The organism is Pyxidicoccus fallax (assembly GCF_012933655.1).
Lineage (GTDB): Bacteria > Myxococcota > Myxococcia > Myxococcales > Myxococcaceae > Myxococcus > Myxococcus fallax.
The window spans coordinates 1-18519 of record NZ_JABBJJ010000053.1; the positions used below are offsets into that span (position 1 = coordinate 1).

General features: G+C 69.7%; 15 protein-coding genes. 11 read left to right on the forward strand and 4 right to left on the reverse strand.

Annotated elements, in window-relative coordinates; all coding sequences use genetic code 11:
* Positions 1-35: 35 nt before the first annotated feature.
* The 3 genes from HG543_RS14120 to HG543_RS14130 all read right to left on the reverse strand — a co-directional run bounded on the left by HG543_RS14120 (position 36) and on the right by HG543_RS14130 (position 4168).
* The gene (locus tag HG543_RS14120; protein WP_169345266.1) at positions 36-230 is read right to left on the reverse strand and encodes a hypothetical protein; all 195 of its coding nucleotides are present in this window, start codon (positions 228-230) and stop codon (positions 36-38) included.
* A 931-nt stretch (positions 231-1161) separates the two neighbouring features.
* Entirely contained in the window at positions 1162-2664 is a 1503-nt protein-coding gene (locus tag HG543_RS14125) for a glycoside hydrolase family 16 protein (RefSeq protein ID WP_169345267.1), read from the reverse strand.
* Positions 2665-2824: 160 nt separating this feature from the next.
* Entirely contained in the window at positions 2825-4168 is a 1344-nt protein-coding gene (locus tag HG543_RS14130) for a hypothetical protein (protein WP_169345268.1), read from the reverse strand.
* A 222-nt stretch (positions 4169-4390) separates the two neighbouring features.
* On the opposite strand from HG543_RS14130, the gene HG543_RS14135 reads away from it, so the two are divergent.
* The 9 genes from HG543_RS14135 to clpP all read left to right on the forward strand — a co-directional run bounded on the left by HG543_RS14135 (position 4391) and on the right by clpP (position 14595).
* A complete protein-coding gene (locus HG543_RS14135; protein ID WP_169345269.1) occupies positions 4391-5569 on the forward strand; it encodes an efflux RND transporter periplasmic adaptor subunit in 1179 nt (392 codons plus the stop codon).
* A complete protein-coding gene (locus HG543_RS14140) occupies positions 5566-8685 on the forward strand; it encodes a multidrug efflux RND transporter permease subunit (RefSeq protein ID WP_343073350.1) in 3120 nt (1039 codons plus the stop codon). The genes HG543_RS14135 and HG543_RS14140 overlap by 4 nt, the downstream gene beginning before the upstream one ends.
* Positions 8685-10073 (forward strand): efflux transporter outer membrane subunit, encoded by a 1389-nt coding sequence (locus HG543_RS14145; protein WP_169345270.1) that lies wholly within the window; start codon positions 8685-8687, stop codon positions 10071-10073. The genes HG543_RS14140 and HG543_RS14145 overlap by 1 nt, the downstream gene beginning before the upstream one ends.
* On the forward strand, positions 10070-10756 hold the full coding sequence (locus tag HG543_RS14150; protein WP_169345271.1) for a heavy metal response regulator transcription factor: 687 nt from the start codon (positions 10070-10072) through the stop codon (positions 10754-10756). The genes HG543_RS14145 and HG543_RS14150 overlap by 4 nt, the downstream gene beginning before the upstream one ends.
* On the forward strand, positions 10753-12213 hold the full coding sequence (locus tag HG543_RS14155) for a heavy metal sensor histidine kinase (RefSeq protein WP_169345272.1): 1461 nt from the start codon (positions 10753-10755) through the stop codon (positions 12211-12213). Before HG543_RS14150 ends, HG543_RS14155 begins: the two co-directional genes overlap by 4 nt.
* A gap of 99 nt (positions 12214-12312) precedes the next feature.
* Positions 12313-13038, forward strand: a complete 726-nt coding sequence (locus HG543_RS14160; protein WP_169345273.1) for a class I SAM-dependent methyltransferase — start codon at positions 12313-12315, stop codon at positions 13036-13038.
* Positions 13039-13087: 49 nt separating this feature from the next.
* Complete coding sequence (locus HG543_RS14165; RefSeq protein ID WP_169345274.1) at positions 13088-13414, forward strand: metalloregulator ArsR/SmtB family transcription factor; 327 nt, start codon at positions 13088-13090, stop codon at positions 13412-13414.
* The gene (locus HG543_RS14170) at positions 13411-13947 is read left to right on the forward strand and encodes an SRPBCC domain-containing protein (protein ID WP_169345275.1); all 537 of its coding nucleotides are present in this window, start codon (positions 13411-13413) and stop codon (positions 13945-13947) included. Before HG543_RS14165 ends, HG543_RS14170 begins: the two co-directional genes overlap by 4 nt.
* Before the next feature lie 39 nt (positions 13948-13986).
* Complete coding sequence (clpP, locus tag HG543_RS14175; protein WP_169345276.1) at positions 13987-14595, forward strand: ATP-dependent Clp endopeptidase proteolytic subunit ClpP; 609 nt, start codon at positions 13987-13989, stop codon at positions 14593-14595.
* Here the strand turns inward: clpP and HG543_RS14180 are convergent.
* Entirely contained in the window at positions 14592-15020 is a 429-nt protein-coding gene (locus HG543_RS14180; RefSeq protein ID WP_169345277.1) for an HNH endonuclease, read from the reverse strand. The genes clpP and HG543_RS14180 overlap by 4 nt on opposite strands.
* A 603-nt stretch (positions 15021-15623) precedes the next feature.
* Between HG543_RS14180 and HG543_RS14185 the strand changes: the two genes are divergently transcribed.
* Together HG543_RS14185 and HG543_RS14190 are read left to right on the forward strand one after the other, a co-directional pair.
* Positions 15624-16826 (forward strand): PDDEXK family nuclease, encoded by a 1203-nt coding sequence (locus HG543_RS14185; RefSeq protein WP_169345278.1) that lies wholly within the window; start codon positions 15624-15626, stop codon positions 16824-16826.
* A gap of 182 nt (positions 16827-17008) precedes the next feature.
* A complete protein-coding gene (locus HG543_RS14190) occupies positions 17009-18385 on the forward strand; it encodes a serine/threonine-protein kinase (protein ID WP_343073351.1) in 1377 nt (458 codons plus the stop codon).
* Positions 18386-18519 lie beyond the last annotated feature (134 nt).

The following is an 18519-nucleotide window of genomic DNA, read 5'->3' on the forward strand; positions in this document are numbered from 1 at the left end:
GCGGGGGGCATGTCCGTGGGCAGCTTCTATCGGCGCTATGGCAGCAAGGCGGGCTTCGCGCGGGAGGTGCGCCAGTGGGCCGAGACCGAACTCTGCCGCATCGCACGCGTGGACTTCGAGCTGGCGCCGGAGCAGCCGAAGCGCGGCTTTCGCGAGGTCTTCGACAGCTTCTGGGAGGACCTGGCGTGGTGCGCGACGAGGAAGCCCGAACTCTTCCACTTCACCTTCATGCACTGGCATCCGGACTCGCTGGAGCCGGAGGCCCTGGGTGCCCAGGCGCGGGAGTTGGTGAGGGAGGTGCTGGCGCACGGTGAGCGCGAGGGGGCGCTGGCACCAGGAAGCGTGCAGGTGGGCGAGGGGCTCATCTGGGGAGCGCTGGCGGAGCTGGTGCGGGCGGTGGCACGCGGCGACGAGCAGGACGCGCTGGAGAACATCCAGCCCCTGGGGCGGGTGCTCTGGAAGGCGCTGGCGGCGGAGGAGGGCTCCGGGGCCGGAGGCGAGCGAACGCCTCCGTCGGAGGGCGCTGGCACCGAAGGCACCGAGGCACGAGGCGCGGGGAGTCCTCCTCTGGAGGGCGCTGGCACCGAAGGCACCGAGGCACGAGGCGCGGGGAGTCCTCCTCTGGAGGGCGCTGGCACCGAAGGCACCGAGGCACGAGGCGCGGAGAGTCCTCCTCTGGAGGGCGCTGGCTCCGAAGGCGCCGAGGCGGAAGGGGCGGGGAGTCCTCCTCCGGAGGGTGCTGGCTCCAAAGGCGCCGAGGCGGAAGGGGCGGGAACGCCTCCTCTGGAGGGGGCTGCGACGGAAGGCTCGGGGCCCGGTGACGTGGGCGCGTCGCATGGGGGCGCCGTGACGCATGAAGCGTTCGGAACGGAAGCCTCGGGTGCGGGAGGCGTGGAAACTCCGCACTCGGGTCAGACGCCCGGGGACACTTCAACGGCCCGCGACTCCGGGACAGAAGTGCTCGGAGCGACGGGAGTGCGTCACGGTGGCGGCTCTCCCTGGAGCGGAACACGCCCTCCAGCGCGAAGGCGTGCTCGCCCCCCCTGCTCCGTGCACCGCCCCCGTCCGAGCTTCGCCAGAGGTGGCGCCCTGCTCCGTGCAGTGCCTTACGGCGGCCTGACAGCGTCGGGAGAGACCGGTGCGCCGAGCCAGGCCCGCCCGTTACAGCCGCTCGTAGACGCGGACGTAGTCCACGTACACACGATGGGGGAACAGGCCCAGGTCCACGCCCTGCTGTCCGCCCCAGGAGCCGCCGATGGCCAGGTTCATCAGCAGGTAGTGCGGCTTGTTGAACGGCCACTTGTCGCTCGTGCCCTCGTTGAAGAAGGTGAAGTACTTCACCGAGTCCACGAAGAAGTCGATGCGGTCCGGGAACCACTCAATCGCATACAGGTGGTAGTCGAGCCACGGCGAGGACGCCTGCGTGTTGCCGCCTCGCGGGCCCGCGGGGGAACCATGGTAGTAGAACGGCGTGTGGACGGTGCCGTGGATGGTCGTCGGGCTGAAGCCGACGTACTCCATGATGTCGATTTCACCGCACGCCGGCCATCCGACCTGGTCGATGTCCGTGCCCAGCATCCAGAAGGCCGGCCACGTCCCCTTGCCCGTGGGCAGCTTCGCGCGCACCTCGACGCGCCCGTAGAGGAAGCTCTTCTTCCCCTTGGTGATGATGCTGGCCGAGGTGATGTCGTGCCCGTTCCAGCCGTCGCGCCGCGCCTCCAGGATGAGCTGCCCGTTCTCCTGCCGCGCGTTCTCCAGCCGGGCCCGCGTGTAGTACTGGAGCTCGCTGTTGCGCACGTAGCCGACCTCGTAGTCCCAGCGCGTGGCGTCCGGCAGGCCCGTGCCGTCGAACTCGTCCCGCCAGACCAGGCGCCAGGTGCCCGTGGGCGTGCTGGCCTTCACCTCCACCGACATCGGAGCCTCCTCGCGCCACGAGCCGTCCGACAGCTGGACACTGCTGAAGACCGTCCACGTGCCCACCTGGTCGAGCGTCCGGGAGGCCGCCAGCGTGACGGACTCCCCCGCCTGGAGCGTGCGCGCGCCCAAGGCCGGCGTGAGGTCCGCGTACGAGCCGTCCGGCCTGCGCCCCGCGATGGCCAGCATCCGGATGCCGAAGGGCGAGGTACCGGTGTTCTGGTAGGTCACCGAGCCCCGGAGCACCTCTCCCGTGACGAGGCTCTGCTTCTCCAGCGCCAGGGGTCGCGTCACCGTCAACCGGCTCGTCACGGGGGCGAGCAGCGTGATGCTCCGGGGTGCCTCCGCGTGCCACGCGCCGCTGGTGTCCATCCAGCTGCTGAAGACGGTCCACGTGCCGTAGGCGTCGCTGGCCGTGAAGCTCCGCCCGGCCGTCAGGGTGAGCGTCTGGCCCGGCGCCACCGTCCGCGCGCCCGTGCCGGGCGACAGGTCCGCGTGGCCTCCCGTCGGCGAGCGCATGGCGACGACGAGGGTGCCCACGTTGATGTTCTGCGACGTGGTGTTCTTGTACGTGACGGTGGCCTCGAGCCGCTCGCCACGAAGGAAGGCCACCTTGTTGAGCGACAGCGGCGTGCTCACCTCGAAGCCCGCCAGCGCCAGCGCCTGCTGCGCCAACGCGTCCTCCCCTGGATTGACGCCGCAGCCGGCGAACCACAAGGCGGCGAGCACCCCGATGTATCTCAGCTTCATGGCATGACTCCTGGTCTCGACGGGAACGACGCGGCCCTCCCGCCGCGCCGGCCCCTCCTCATGCCATGACCTGGATAACCAGGAAATTACGTTTTACATACCTGTCATGTTCCGCCGGACCCAAAGACACGCTGCGCGTGAGTGGGCCCCCCCCTCCGGCTCAGAAGGTGAACTGGCCGCTGCCGCCCTGGGCGTTGACGCTCAGGCCGAAGGCCACGCGGAAGAAGTCCTGGGTGAGCTGCTGCAGGGTGGCCTGGGGGTGCGGCGTACCGTCGACGGTGGCGTAGCGCCAGAGGCCCACGCGCGCGGGAGGCGTGACGCCCGGGCTGCACTGGAAGCTGTCGAAGGCCACGGCCATGACGTACGAGCTGGAGAAGCGACCCGTGCCAGTGTTGTTGCCGCCCCAGCCCCGGTTCTTCACGGCGATGTGGCTGGTCAGCTCCAGCGTGTGAATCTGGTAGCTCGTCGACGAGTACTCCACCGTGTACGCCCCGACGCGCGCGGCGTCGTAGTTGGCATACATGTCCTGCGACGTGGAGCCGTTGGTGCCCGAGCGGCTGACGAGCCCCGCGAAGGAGCGGATGATGCGGCTGATGAGGTCCCCGCTGATCTGCGTGTAGTCACCCGTCTTGATGATGGCGACGATTTCCAGCGCGGACTTCACGAGGTTGGCCACCTCCTCGATGTTGAACGCCGTCTGCGAGGCGTAGTGGCTGACGGCACCCAGCTTGTCGAAGAGCTTCTGCGCGCTCGCCGCGCCGTTGGGCGGCGTGTACTCGAGCACCACGCCGTCCGCGACGGAGGTGTGCGCGGCCTTGTCCCAGACGCCAGCGGTGTCGCCGTAGGCGTACACGCGCGTCCCGTACTCGACGAACGGGTACATGCGCGCCGAGCACGAGCCGCTACACGCCAGCCCCGCGCCATCCACGCACGTCAACTGGGTGCGCAGCCGCGTGTAGTGCTGGCGGTCTCGCGAGTGCCCGGACTCGCCATGGTAGTGGTAGCGGTACATGGAGCCGGCGTGGGCCGCGCCGTCGGCCGTGGCCGTCCACCGGAACTCCTCCTTCACGTCGTTGCGGTTCGGCCACGCGCGCATGTCGCGGAAGCCCTCGTTCTCCGTGGTGCTGGACGAGGGATTGGCGCTGATGGCCGCCAGCACGTTGCACGTACAGCCCGACATCGCGGTCCGCGTGTCGGCCCCCTGCTCCGGCGCGGCCGCCATCCGCTGGCGGAGCTGCTCGGCCTCGGTGGTGAGCTGGGGCGCGTGCTGCTTCACGTACGAGACGAGGTCCACCGGCGCCACCGCGGCGGCGGAGCGGCGCGACTCAGAGGGGGCCGTCTCCTGGGACCAGCGCGCCACCAGGTCGAACAGCTCGGGTGAGACCTCGGTCTGCTGGGGCTTCACCTCCGCCGGAGCATCGGGAGCGTCGTTGCCGCAGCCGGCGACCAGCAGGCTCACGGGGAGTAGCAGGGAAGCCACGGTCCGCTTCAGGAGCTTCGACATGCTTTGCTTCCTCCTTGCGATGGCGCTCTCACGAGGCCAGGGTGGAAGGAGCAGGTGTAACAGAGCTACCTGTGAGCACGGAATACCAGGACTACACCTGTGTCCCTGTTTTCTGCTCCGCCTGTGCACGACTTCTCACTCCGGGTGCCCCTCCCCCGCTGACATTCTTGTCATCTTCGCGTCATCTCCACGCCGGCTCGCCCCGCCAAGAATGGCGGGTACATGGATGCGCATGCCCCCCACCCCCGCGGTCCCCGGCCCGGGAAGCTCGGACTCCTCGTCGCCGTCGTTCTCCTGGTCGCAGCCTGCGGATGGTGGTTCACCCGCGGTGATTCGAAGCCGCGCGCCAGCGGAGGACCGGCGCCCGTCCCCGTCACCGTGGAGCAGGTCTCCCGCCGGGACGTGCCCCACATCATCCAGGGCATCGGCACGGTGCTGTCGCTGCACAGCGTGGTGGTGCGCGCGCAGGTGGAGGGCATCTTCACCGAGCTGACCGTCAAGGAGGGCCAGCAGGTCAACCCGGGCGACCTGCTGGCCCGCATCGATGACCGCGCCATCGCCGCCGAGGTCGCCCAGGCGAAGGCCGAGAAGGCCCGCAACGAGGCGCTGCTGCACGCCGCGCGGCTCGACCTCGAGCGCTACGCCAACCTCGTCAAGGACGAGGCCATCGCATCCCAGATGGTCGACCAGCAGAAGGCGCAAGTCGCCCAGCTGGAGGCCATCGTCCGCGCCAACGAGGCGGCGATTGCCGCGGCCCAGGTCCGCCTGTCCTTCACGCGCATCACCTCGCCCGTGAAGGGACGCGTGGGCCTGCGCCGCGTGGACCCCGGCAACCTCGTGCGCACGTCGGACGCCCAGGGGCTCTTCACCGTCACGCAGCTGGACCCCATCGCCGTCCTCTTCTCGCTGCCCCAGGACGACCTGCCGCGGCTGCGGGCGCTCCTGAAGGACCCGTCCGGTGCCTCTGTCACCGCGTATGACCGGGCGGGTGGCGTCGCGCTCGCCGAGGGACGCCTGACGATGATCGACAACCAGGTGGACCCCGCCACCGGCACCATCCCCCTGCGGGCGGAGTTCGCGAACCCCGACGGCCGCCTCTGGCCGGGCCAGTTCGTCACCGTCGAGCTGAAGACCGGGGAGAGCCCGGGTGCCACGGTCGTCTCGGCGCGCACCGTCCAGCGGGGCCTCCAGGGTCCGTTCGTGTTCCGCGTCCAGGACGGCAAGGCCACCGTGGTGCCTGTCACCGTCGGCTACGCGGACGACGAGCTCGCCGTGGTGGCCTCGGGGGTGGCGCCGGGTGACACGGTCATCAGCGACGGCCACTCCCGGCTCAAGCCCGGCAGCGCGGTGAAGGTCGTCTCCGGTGGGGACGACGGCGCTGTGAAGGGAGCGTCCCGGTGATTCATTCCCAGCGCGGCATCTCCAGCTGGTTCGTGGCGCGGCCCGTCGCCACGGCCCTGCTCACGCTCGGTATCATCCTCCTGGGCGTCATCGCCTACCCCCTCCTGCCCGTGTCCCCGCTGCCGGAGGCGGAGTTCCCGACGATTCAAATCAACGCGGGCCTGCCCGGCGCGAGCGCGGAGACCATGGCCTCCGCCGTGGCCACGCCCCTGGAGGTCCAGCTCAGCGCCATCCCCGGCATCACCGAGATGACGTCGACGAGCGCGCTCGGCACCACCTCCATCACCCTCCAGTTCGACCTGGCGAAGAGCATCGACACGGCGGCGCAGGAGGTCCAGGCGGCCATCAACTCCGCCTCCGGCCGCCTGCCTTCGGAGATGCCGAACCTGCCAACGTGGAGGAAGGTCAACCCGAACGACAGCCCCATCTTCGTGCTCCGCGTCCAGTCCGAGCTGATGCCGCTCAACGAGCTGAGCGACATCGTGGAGACGCAGCTCGCCCGGCAGCTGAGCCAGATTTCCGGCGTCGCCGAAATCAACATGACGGGCCAGCGGCGCCCCGCGCTGCGCATCCAGGCCTCCCCGGAGCGGCTGGCCGCGCAGGGCCTGACGCTCGCCGACATCCGCGCGGCGGTGCAGGCCGCGAGCGTCAACCAGGCCAAGGGCGCTCTCTTCGGCGACGCCCGCGTCTCCACGCTCTCCACCAACGACCAGATCTTCCGCCCCGAGGACTACGACGACCTCATCGTCGCGTACCGGGGCGGCGCGCCGGTGCGCCTGGGCGACGTGGCGCGCGTGAGCCTGGGCGCGGAGAACGACTACGTCCAGGCGTGGCAGAACGGCAGGCCGGGCATCAACCTCCTCGTCCGCCGCCAGCCGGGCGCCAACCTCGTGGAGACGGCCGACCGCATCCTGGAGGCCCTCCCCCGCCTGCGCGAGCAGCTCCCCGCGAGCGTCGAGGTGGACATCCTCATCGACCGCACGCGGACCATCCGCTCCACCCAGCACGAGGTCCAGCTGACGCTCGTCATCACCATCGCGCTGGTGGTCCTCATCATGGGCCTCTTCCTGCGGCAGGTGTCGGCCACGCTCATCGTGGGCGCGGTGCTGCTGGTGGCCCTCATCGCCACCTTCGGCGCGATGTACGCGCTCGGCTTCAGCCTGAACAACCTCACGCTGGTGGCGCTCATCGTCGCCGTCGGCTTCGTCGTGGACGATGCCATCGTCGTGGTGGAGAACATCCACCGCCACCTCGAAGCGGGCATGAAGCCGATGGAGGCGGCGCTCGCCGGCGCCTCGGAGATTGGCTTCACCGTCGTCTCCATCAGCCTGTCGCTCATCGCGGCGTTCATCCCGCTCTTGTTCATGGGCGGCATCGTCGGGCGCCTGTTCCGCGAGTTCGCGATGACGATGACGGCGGCCATCCTGCTGTCGGTGGTGGCCTCGCTGACGCTCGCGCCGATGCTGGCGTCGAAGTTCATGCCCGCCATGGCCCACCACGGCTCGGGCGAAGGCGGCCTCTCGAAGCGCCTGCTGGACGCGTACGACAGGACGCTGCGGTGGGCGCTGGCCCACCAGCGGCTGACGCTGCTCAGCTTCGGGCTGGCGGTGGCGGCCGCGGTGCTGAGCTACGTCTTCGTGCCCAAGGGCTTCTTCCCGGTCCAGGACACGGCCTTCGTGCTGGGCACCACCCAGGCGGCGCAGGACATCTCCTACGAGGACATGATCGCCAAGCACCAGGCACTGGCGGACATCGTCGCGAAGGACCCGGCCGTGCAGCAGTTCGCGCACGCCGTCGGCGCGACGGGCGGCAGCCAGAGCAGCTCCAGCGGCCGCTTCTGGATTGCCCTCAAGGACCGCTCCGAGCGGGACGCGTCCATCAGCGAGTTCATCGACGGGCTGCGGCCGAAGCTCGCCCAGGTGCCCGGCATCATGCTGTACCTGCGGCCGTCGCAGGACATCAACCTGGGCGGCGGCCCCTCGCGCGCGCAGTACACGTACGCGATGAAGAGCAGCGACGGCCCCGTGCTGTCCGAGTGGGCCGAGAAGCTCACGTCGCGGCTCGCCCAGCTGCCGCAGCTGCGCGACGTGTCCAACGACCAGCAACTCGGCGCGAGCGTCACGCGGCTCACCATCGACCGCGCGGCGGCGGCCCGCTTCGGCATCTCCGCCCGCGACATCGACCAGACGCTCTACGACGCCTTCGGGCAGCGGCAAATCAATGAGTACCAGACGGAGGTCAACCAGTACCGGGTGGTGCTCGAAATCGACCAGAAGCAGCGGGGGACGTCGCGGAGCCTGGCGTACCTCTACATCCGCTCACCGAGGACGGGACAGGTGGTGCCGCTGTCCGCCGTCGCGAAGCTGGAGCCGCTGACGACGGGCCCCCTGTCCATCAGCCACAACGGCATGTTCCCCGCGGTGAACATCTCCTTCAACCTGGCGCCGGGCGCGGCCCTGGGTGACGCCGTCGCGGCCATCCAGCGGACCGAGGCTGAAATCGGGATGCCCACCACCATCACCCGCAGCTTCCAGGGCACGGCGAAGGGCTTCCAGGACTCGCTCGCGAGCCAGCCGTTCCTCATCCTCGCGGCGCTGCTGGCCGTCTACATCATCCTCGGCGTGCTCTATGAGAGCTTCGTGCACCCGCTGACCATTCTCTCCACGCTCCCGTCCGCGGGCCTCGGGGCCATCCTGCTCCTGTGGGGGATGGGGCACGACTTCTCGGTGATGGCGCTCATCGGCATCGTGCTGCTCATCGGCATCGTGAAGAAGAACGGCATCCTCATGGTGGACTTCGCGCTCGACGCCCAGCGCACGCGCGGGCTGTCTCCGCTGGAGGCCGTCCACGAGGCCTGCCTCGTCCGCTTCCGGCCCATCATGATGACCACGCTCGCCGCGCTCCTGGGCGGCATCCCGCTGATGATGGGCATCGGCACCGGCGCCGAGCTGCGACAGCCGCTGGGCATCGCCATCGTCGGCGGCCTGCTCGTCAGCCAGGTGCTGACGCTCTACTCGACGCCCGTGGTGTACCTGGCGCTGGACCGGCTCTTCCACCGCAAGCAGGGCGCGGCACGCGAGGAGCTGCCCGCCCCGGCGCCCCAGGAGGCGACGTGATGCGCCGGCCCACGACCCTCCTCGCCGTGCTCCTCACCGTCACCGGCTGCGCGAGCGCGCCGCCCCCGAAGCTGCCGTCCGCGCGGCTCCAGCAGGACTGGGAGCAGACGTCCGCCCTGGAGCGCGGCGCCGCCGTGGACGCGGCGTGGTGGCACGCCTTCGGCGACCCGGTGCTGGATGCGCTGATGGGCATGGCCGAGCAGCGGAACCTGGACCTGCGCATCGCCGAGGCGCGCATCCGCGAGGCGCGAGCGCTGCGGCAGGGCGCGCGGGCGGAGCGCCTGCCCCAGCTCAACGGCACCGCCGGAATCAGCCACGGCCGCGCCGTCGGGAGCGACGAAGGGCGGACCACCGGCTCGGTGGGCCTGCAGGCGAGCTGGGAGGCGGACCTCTTCGGGCGCCTGCGCGGCGAGGCCCGCGCCGCGGACGCGGAGTGGGTGGCCACGGTGGCCGAGCGCGACAGCGTGCGGCTCGCGCTGGCCGCGGAGGTGGCCGGGGCCTACGTGGAGTACCGCCTCTACCGCACGCAGCACACCATCGCCGAGTCCAACGCGAAGGCCGCGGAGGAGACGCTCCGGATTGTCCGGGCGCGCTTCACGCAAGGCGTGGCGAGCCGCCTGGATGTCGAGCGCGCCCTCACGACGCGCGGCGAGACACGCGCCCGCGTCGCACAGCTGTCGGAGCTGGCGGAGGCCACGCGCCACCGCCTCGTCTTGCTTCTGGCCACGACTCCGGCTGAACTCGCGGCCGTGCTCCCCGACACCGGGCCCCTGCCGAGCGCGAACGCGGTGGGCGTCCTCCTCTCGCCGACGGAGGTCATCGGCCTGCGGCCCGACGTCCGGGCGGCCGAGGCGCGGCTGCTGGCGGCGGTGGCCCGGAGGGAGGCGGCGGAGGCGCTGCGCTATCCGCGGCTCACGCTGAGCGGGCTCCTCGGCCTCCAGAGTGGCACGGAGACGAGCGCCTTCCTGTCCGGCGGCTCCCTGCTGTGGTCCCTGGGTGCGAACCTGCTGGCGCCGATATTGGACTTCGGACGCATCCGGGCCAACGTCGACGCCGCGGACGCCAGACAGGAGCAGGCGTACTTGGACTACGAGCTGACCGCGCGCACCAGCCTCCAGGAGGTCCAGACGGCGCTCATCCTCTTCGCGCAGGGAGAGGTCCGGCGGACCGAGCTGGCCGCCGCCACCGACTCCGCGCGCAAGGCGGCCGAGCTCGCGCGCCGGCAGTACTCGCAGGGGACGCTCTCGCTCCTGGAGGTCCTCGACGCCGAGCGCACCCTCTACGCGCTCGAATTGCAGGCGGCGCAGGCGACGGCGGACGTGTCGCTCCGCCTGGTGCGCCTGTATCTGGCCATGGGGCTCATGCCCCCGCGCGAGGGGACGGCATGAGAATCCTCGTCGTCGAGGACGAGCCGAAGACGGCCGAGTACCTGCACCGGGGCCTCAACGAGCAGGGGTACTCGGTGGACGTGGCGCGCACGGGCACGGACGGGCACGTCATGGCCGTGCAGAACGACTACGACGTCATCGTCCTCGACGTGATGCTGCCGGAGCTGGACGGCTTCGCGGTGCTGCGGGCCATCCGCCGGCGCAAGCAGACGCCGGTCATCATGCTCACCGCGCGCGACAGGGTGGACGACCGCGTCCACGGGCTCCAGGAGGGCGCGGACGACTACCTCGCAAAGCCGTTCTCCTTCCTGGAGCTGGTCGCCCGGCTGCAGGCGGTGACGCGGCGCGGCCGGGCGCAGGAGTCGACGCAGCTGCGCATCGGCGACCTGGAAATCGACCTCCTCGGCCGCAAGGCCCAGCGCGCGGGGAGCCGGCTGGAGCTGACGGCGAAGGAGTTCGCGCTGCTGGCCCTGCTCGCCCGGCGCGAGGGGCAGATTCTGTCCAAGACGGTGATTGCCGAGCAGGTCTGGGACATGAGCTTCGACAGCCACACCAACGTGGTGGAGGTCGCCATCAAGCGCCTGCGGGCGAAGGTGGACGGGCCCTACGAGCGCAAGCTGCTGCACACCATTCGCGGCATGGGCTACGTGCTGGAAGCCCGGGACGATAGGGAGGAGCCATGAAGGTCTCGATTGCCACGCGGCTGGCGGTGATGTTCGCGGTGGCCTCCCTGGCGGTGTTCTCGCTGGTGGGCTTCGCGCTCAAGCGCGTGCTGCACCGCGAGCTGGACCAGCACCAGCTCAGCGAGGTGAACACCCGGCTCGACTACGCGAGCATGATGATTGCCAGAAACGACAGCGCCGAGCGCTGGCAGGGCGTGCGCAACAAGCTCGACGCGCTCACCCCGCTCGACGGCAGCGCGCGCTTCTGGGTCATGTGCCCCGACGAGCGCTTCCAGTATGGCGACCAGCTGGAGCTCCTCCGCGAGCGGCTGAGCACCCTGCCGAACGGGCCGTTCGTGCTGGACCTGGACGAGCACTCGCTGCGGGCGTCCGCGCGGCGCATCGAGGCCAATGGCCAGCGCCCCGCGGTGGAGCTCGTCACGGCGGTGGACTCGACGCGGTTCATCGGCACGCAGAAGGCCTTCACCGGAGCGCTCGTCGCGCTCTGCCTCGGCGGGGTGGCGCTGGTGGCGCTGCTCGGCTATCGCATCGCGAGGATGGGGCTGGCGCCGGTGGCCAGCCTGTCCCGGGAGGCGCAGTCCCTCAGTCCGAGGGACTTGTCCCAGCGGCTGAAGCCCTCTCCCCTGCCCCGGGAGCTGGGGGACCTGGTCACCTCGTTCAACGGCGCGTTGGACAGGGTGGAGCGCGCGTACGCCAAGCTGGAGGGCTTCAACGCGGACGTGGCCCACGAGCTGCGCACGCCGCTCACGAACATCATCGGCCAGACGCAGGTGGCGCTGTCGAAGGAGCGGACCGCGGACCAGCTCGAGGAGGTGCTGCAGTCGAACCTGGAGGAACTGGACCGGCTGCGGGCCATCGTCAACGACATGCTCTTCCTGGCCCGCGCGGACCAGGGGGCGACGGCGCTCGACCGGGTCCACGCGTCGGCCGCGGAGGAGGTGTCGAAGACGGTGGAGTACCTGGAGGTGCTCCAGGAGGAGGCGGGCGTCACGGTGCGCGTGGAGGGTGATGCGCAGGCATCCTTCGAGCGCTCCCTCTTCCGGCGCGCGGCCAGCAACCTGCTGCTCAACGCGATTGAGCACTCCGAGCCCGGCGCGGAAATCGTCGTGGGAATCTCCCGGCGGGACTCCGAGGTGCGCGTCGCCGTCACGAACCCGGGGGCGCCCATTCCAGAGCCGCACCTGGAGCGGCTGTTCGACCGCTTCTACCGGGCCGACGGTGCACGCCGGAACAGCCGCGACAACCACGGCCTGGGCCTGTCCATCGTGAAGGCCGTGGCCAAGATGCACGGTGGAACCGTCTTCGCGACGAGCGCCGAGGGCCGCAACACGTTCGGCTTCACGCTGTCGAGCACCCCGACTGTCATGGCGTCGACGCTCCCCGCCCAGGCGCCGCACGAGGCCCCGGAGCGGACCGACGCTCCGCTCCTGGAGCGAAGCCACCCCGGGACGTCGTAACCTGCGCCCAGCGAGCGGGCGAGGCCCTGCTCGCCGCAAGGGCCCGCATCACACCGACGCGCCCGTGCATCCAGCCTCCCGGTGGGAAGGAACACGTCCATGACTCCGCTCCTCTACGGTGAGCTGGTCGGCTGGTATCACCTGGTGGACCCACCCGAGGACCACGAGGACGAGGCGCGGTGCATCCAGGAGGCGTTCGAGCGCGCGGTGTCGCCGCGCCCGGAGACGCTGCTGGACCTGGGAGCGGGCGCCGGGAACAACGCGCTCCATCTCAAGAAGCGCTTCACCTGCACCCTCGCGGACCTCTCCCCGGACATGCTGGCGCTGAGCCGCGAGCAGAACCCCGAGTGCGAGCACGTCCTCGGGGACCTCCGCACGCTCCGGCTGGGACGGCAGTTCGACGTGGTGCTGGTGCATGACGCCATCACGTACATGCTGACAGAGGAGGACCTGTCCGCCGCGGTCCAGACGGCCTTCGAGCACACGCGGCCGGGAGGCGCCACCATCATCGCGCCGGACTGCTTCCGGGAGACCTTCGAGGATGCCACCGAGATGCTGGAGGCCGACCGGGAAGGCCGCTCCCTGCGAGGCCTCATATGGTCCTGGGCCCCGGACCCGGAAGACACCACCTGCCGCACCGAATACGCCTTCCTGCTGCGGGAGGGAGGAAGCGTCAGGGCGGTGCACGACCGGCACGTCGAGGGCCTCTTCCCGCGCGAGACCTGGCACCGCGTCCTCTCCCGGGCGGGCTTCCAGTTCGAGACGATTCAGCGCCCCGCAGGGGACGGCTCCTTCGACGACATCTTCCTGTGCCGGCGGCCCTGACGGGATACTTAAGGTTGCGCTTAATTAGCCCATGCCTTAAATAGAGGGCGTGCTCGCCTTTACCGCCCTCTCCGACCCGACGCGCCGACGCATCGTGGAGCTGCTCGCCGAAGGTGAGCGCTCGGCGGGCGAGCTGGGCGAGAGCTTCGACATCAGCGCCCCGGCCATCTCCCAGCACCTGAAGGTCCTGAAGGAAGCGCGGCTGGTGCAGGTCCGGGCCGAGGCGCAGCGGCGCATCTACGCGCTGGACCCGGAGGGCTTCGAGGAGCTGGAGGACTGGGTGCACCGCATCCGGGGCTTCTGGACCGAGCGCCTCGACGTGCTGGAGCAGCGACTGGTAGCGAACCCCGAGAAGAAGAAACGGAGACCGACATGAGCACCTCCGCCCCGCCGCCCGACTCCCGCCGCATGCGCCTGGAACGCCTGCTCTCCGGCTCCCAGGAGTACGTCTGGCGCTACCTGACCGAGCCGGAGCTGCTGGCCGAGTGGCTCGGCGTCTCCAAGCTCGAGCTGCGCGAGGGAGGCCGTGTGGAGCTGGAGCCGCTGCGCACGGAGGGCAAGGAGCAGAAGCCCTCGGGGCGTACCGTGCAGGGCGTGGTGACGCGATGCGAGCCTCCGCGCGTGCTGTCCTTCACCTGGAGCGATGCGACGACGCCGCATTCGGAAGTCACCCTGGAGCTGGTGCCCCGAGGGGAGAAGGTCCGGCTGGTGCTGACGCACTGGCGGTCGACGGTGCACGCGAGCGCGTCCGGCGCGGGCGGTTCGGCTGGAGTGCTGGAAGCCCTCGCCACGCTGCTCGACGCGAAGGTTGCCGGCGGCCGGATGCGAGCCCGCAGGGCGCCGCGGGTGCGCGTTGTTCGGCGGCCGCACGCGGTGGCTCGCTGGCACCGGGTGCGCCGCGCGGCGTGAAGCAGGGAGTCCCTTTCAGCACCAGAGCGAGGAAGCGCGATGAACATCCCCTACGTCGTCGAGCAGACGCACCGTGGTGAGCGGTCGTACGACCTGTACAGCCGGTTGTTGAAGGACCGCATCATCATGCTGGGCACGGAGGTGAACGACGATGTGGCGAACATCATCGTCGCGCAGCTCCTCTTCCTGGAGAGTGAGGACCCGGAGAAGCCCATCAACCTGTACATCAACTCGCCGGGAGGCAGCGTGACGGCGGGGCTGGCCATCTACGACACCATGCAGTACGTGCGCGCGCCGGTGTCCACCATCTGCATCGGACAGGCGGCGAGCTTCGGCGCGATGCTGCTGTTGTCCGGAGCCAAGGGCCGGCGCTACGCGCTGCCGAACGCGCGCATCATGATGCACCAGCCCCACGGCGGCGCGCGGGGTCAGGCGACGGACATCGAAATCCAGGCGCGCGAGATGCTGCGGCTCAAGGCCCGGCTCAACGAAATCGTGCAGAAGCACACCGGCCACTCCATCGAGCGCATCGAGAAGGACACCGAGCGCGACTACTACATGAGCGCCGACGAGGCCCGGCAGTACGGCGTCATCGACGAGGTGCTCGAAAGGCTGCCCACGCCGTCCAAAGGGCCGGAGACGCGCTAGCCGGTACGCCGTGCCAGCGCCGCCACGTCGGGCCAGAGACTCCGCTCTCGCGGCAGGCGCAGCTTGCGCCCATCGAGTTCTTCGTACTCCGTTCCCTTCAACGATGGGTCCAGCCGAGCGCGGTAGGTCCTCCCGTCGAAGCTGAGAAGCCTCTGGTCGAAGAGGGCGTGGAGATCGGAGCGAAGCAGGACTCCGTTGCGCGGGTGATTGGTGGACCTGCCCCGATAGGGAATCAGGTGGGCAGCCTCAAGCACCTCCGGGACGCCGCAGCCCGTCAATGCACACCTGCCGTCGTACGCCCCAAGGAGGTCCTGCCGGAACATGCCCTGCCCCTGGCGTCGGATGAGCGAAACGAGCGTGCTGCTGCGTCCATCCTCCAGACTCCGCGGGTCGAACGGTGGGAGCACCTCCGCGAGGCGCTGCATCCGCGTGGCCATCCTCTCGGAGAGGGACTGGCCTCCTCCCTGCCGGGTGGAGCCCGAACGCGCCTTGCGAGCCCTGGGCTTGGACGTCGTACCAGTCCGGACTCGCTGAAGAAGCCTGGTCAGCGCGCCCCGGTACTCCTCGGGAATCGTCACGTAGCTGCGGGGATACGTGGGCCAACCCCATTTCGGAAGCTTGGAAATGAGGGTCTCGCCCGAAATGGGTCGTGGAAAGGCAAGAAGGTCCGCCACCTCGGAGCCATAACGCCCAGGCAGTTCGCCGCGTCCTCCTTCGGGAGCGGTTGCCAGCGAGCCCTCCCCCATCAGGCCTTCGGGCTTGAAGAAGAAGAGGACCCGCTCGCCTGGATGCGCTCGCTTGGGGACGAGCCAGTCCACGGACCTGCCCGCTGCTTCCGCCGCCTGCCACGCGTCGAGGTCTTCACGGGAGCCCACCAGGATGTGCATCGGTTCTTCCTGGAGACTGACAGTCAATGGCCTCGGCATGCGTCGTCCTCCCCTTGCACGTCGTACTCTGCCTGCCCCATGGCACGAAAGAACCGACGTGACGGAACCCCTGTCCTCCTGGCCTCAGGTCTCGCTTCGCCGTTGACCCAGGTCCAGCTGACCTCGGGAGCCCAGGGAGCGTTCCAGGAGGCGCTCATCCAGGAGCTCATGTTCGAGCACCCGGAAGTCCTGCCTCTCACCGAGATTGAGGGCGCCATCGAGGAGCTCATCTCCGTCTGCCGGGAGATGCCGACACCTCACGGACCCATCGACAACCTGTTCATCACCGGGGATGGGCACATCGTCATCGCGGAGGCCAAGCTGTGGAAGAACCCGCAGGCCAGGCGCGAGGTGGTTGCGCAGGCCCTGGACTACGCGAGCTGCCTCTTCCGGATGAGCTACACCGAGTTCGAGTCCCACGCGCTGCGTGGCAACTTCGGCAAACACAAGAAGCCCTCCCACCTGTGGGAGTTGGTACCTGAGGGAACTGGCCTGTCCGAGCCGCAGTTCGTGGATGCGGTCAGCCGAAACCTCAAACGAGGGCGAATCGTCATCCTGGTCGTCGGTGATGGCATCCGTGAAGGGACCGAGCAGCTTGTCGAAGTGCTGCAGTCCCATGCGGGCTTCCACTTCACGTTCGCGCTCGTCGAGCTCTCGGTGTTCTCGCTTCCGGGCACGGCGGACCGGCTCGTCCTTCCACGGACGCTCCTGCGCACCCAGATGGTGGAGCGCGGCGTCGTGCGCATTGAAGACGACCGGGTCTCCGTCGCGCCGGCAAGGCCCGTCTCCACCGCCCCCGAGGTCAAGCGGTTCTCCGGCAGCATCAGCGCGGAGGAGTTCTTCGATGTCATGCGCGCTCGCGCCCCCGCCCTGCCGGGTCAGCTCCAGAACTTCCTCGAGCAACTCTCGCCGCTCGGTGTGTACGGGGAGTTCCTCAGCGCGCTGAACCTCAAGTGGGATGCCCCTGACGGGAGGACGGTGAACCTCGGCATCCTCCAGCGCAACGGCCAGGTCTGGACCAGCGAGGCGGGGATGAAGAGCACCGAGGCCTTCGTACGCCGCTACAACGAGGAACTGGCCGCCGCTTGGGGAGGAACGGTCGACCCGATGCCCTGGGGAACCCATACCAAGTGGCAGGTGCGGCTCGGGGGCAAGACGCCGCTCATCGAAATGATTGGGAGTCGCCTGGATGCCTGGGTCGAGGTCCTCCGCCGCCTGCTTCCGTGGCTGGAGGAGCAGTTGGAGCACATCGACAGTGGCCAGGAGAGCCCGCCTGGACCGGAAGGGCTCAAGGCGGGTACATGATGAGCACCTCGAAGTCGTAGACATGCCCGCGCCCATCCTCGCGGCGGTCTGCCCCTTCTTCAGGGTGCATCGGGCCGCGCTGACACTGCCATACCAGACGGGTAGTCTGCGCCTCCCCTCTTGATAGGCGGTGCATGGAGACTTGCGACCTGAATCCGGCAGCGCTTCCCCCGGGGACCTGTGTGGGGCCATGGCGCGTTGAGGGCCTGCGAGGCCGGGGGACGTATGGCGCCGTCTACCGCGCCACGGGCGTGGAGCCGCACGCGCCAGGCACCGTGGCGCTCAAGGTGGCCCTCCACCCGAGGGATGCGCGCTTCACTCGCGAGGCGGAGCTGCTCTCGCGCATCCGTTGCCCGGGGGTTCCTCGCCTGCTGGAGGCCGGTGAGTGGGTGGCGCCTTCGGGCAAGGTCCATCCGTATCTCGCCATGGAGTGGGTAGAGGGAGAGCCCCTGTACGCCTGGGCACGAAGGCGGCAGCCTTCATCACGGCAGGTGCTCCAGGTCCTCGGCCGGCTGGCGCGGGCATTGGAGAGCACCCACGCGGCCGGAGGCGTGCACCGCGACTTCAAGGGCGACAACGTGCTGGCGCGGGCCGGAGATGACTGGCCGGTGCTCATCGACTTCGGGGCAGGACACCACGTGGGGGCCTCGACGCTGACCGGGCCGTTGTTGCCTCCGGGCACGCCGGCCTATCGGTCCCCGGAGGCCTGGGGTTACGCGCTCGGTGCCGACCCGGACTCGGCCCCGCCCTACCCCGCTGGACCCGCGGATGATGTGTTCGCGCTGGGCGTCACCGCGTACCGGCTGATTGCGGAGTTGTACCCGCCATCGACGGACCCGAGGGAGGAGGAGTCGCACGTCTGGAGTCTGGAGGGCACGGGGGTTCCAGCGGTGCGGGAGCTGAATGCCCGCTGTTGTCCCGAGCTGAGCGCCCTCGTGTCACGGATGCTCGACGTGCGGCCCGAGGCGCGAGGCCGTGCGCGGGAGCTGGCCGAGGCGTTGGAGCGGGCAGCGGGCAATGTGGGGCCGGAGGCGGATGTGCCCCTGTACGACTTGGACGCGCCGAGGGCGCTGCGTGTCAGGGCCGTGCCCCGGCGCGTGGAGCCGCGAGCAACGGGACGAACGTGGTCGTCCTGGCTCGCGGCGGTCAGCCTGGGAGGTGCACTGGCCTTGGGAGTCGGCTGGATGGTGGGGATGTGGAACACGGAGGAGCCGGTCGCGGTGGGCATGGAGACGAAGGATGGGGGCACGGTAGCGGTCGGGGACTCGGCGCTGACGGCTCCGGTGGCGCCCGTCCAGGCACCCTCGGCATGGTCCACCGCTGTCATGCAGATACCGCCGAAGCCCCTCCCAGGGCAGAGGCGGACGGATGCCAACGGCCGCTGCCCCGGGAAGCAACAGGTGCCCATTCATGGAGGCTGCTGGCTCAAGGTGAACATCGACCCGAAGGACTGTGCGAAGCATGACGGCTACGTGCACCAGGGCAGTTGCTACACGCCGTCCATGCGGAGCGAGAGCCCTCCCATGTCGAGTCCTGCGGAGGCACCTGCTCGGCGGTAACAGGTTCGGCCGAAGTTGGAACGCATCGTCAGGGAATGCTCCAGAGCCATTCCGGGGATGCACCGCACCGGACGATTGAGACACACCCGGTTGCCTGTTTCGACTGCATCCACTCCCGCCGGGCCTGATGCGGG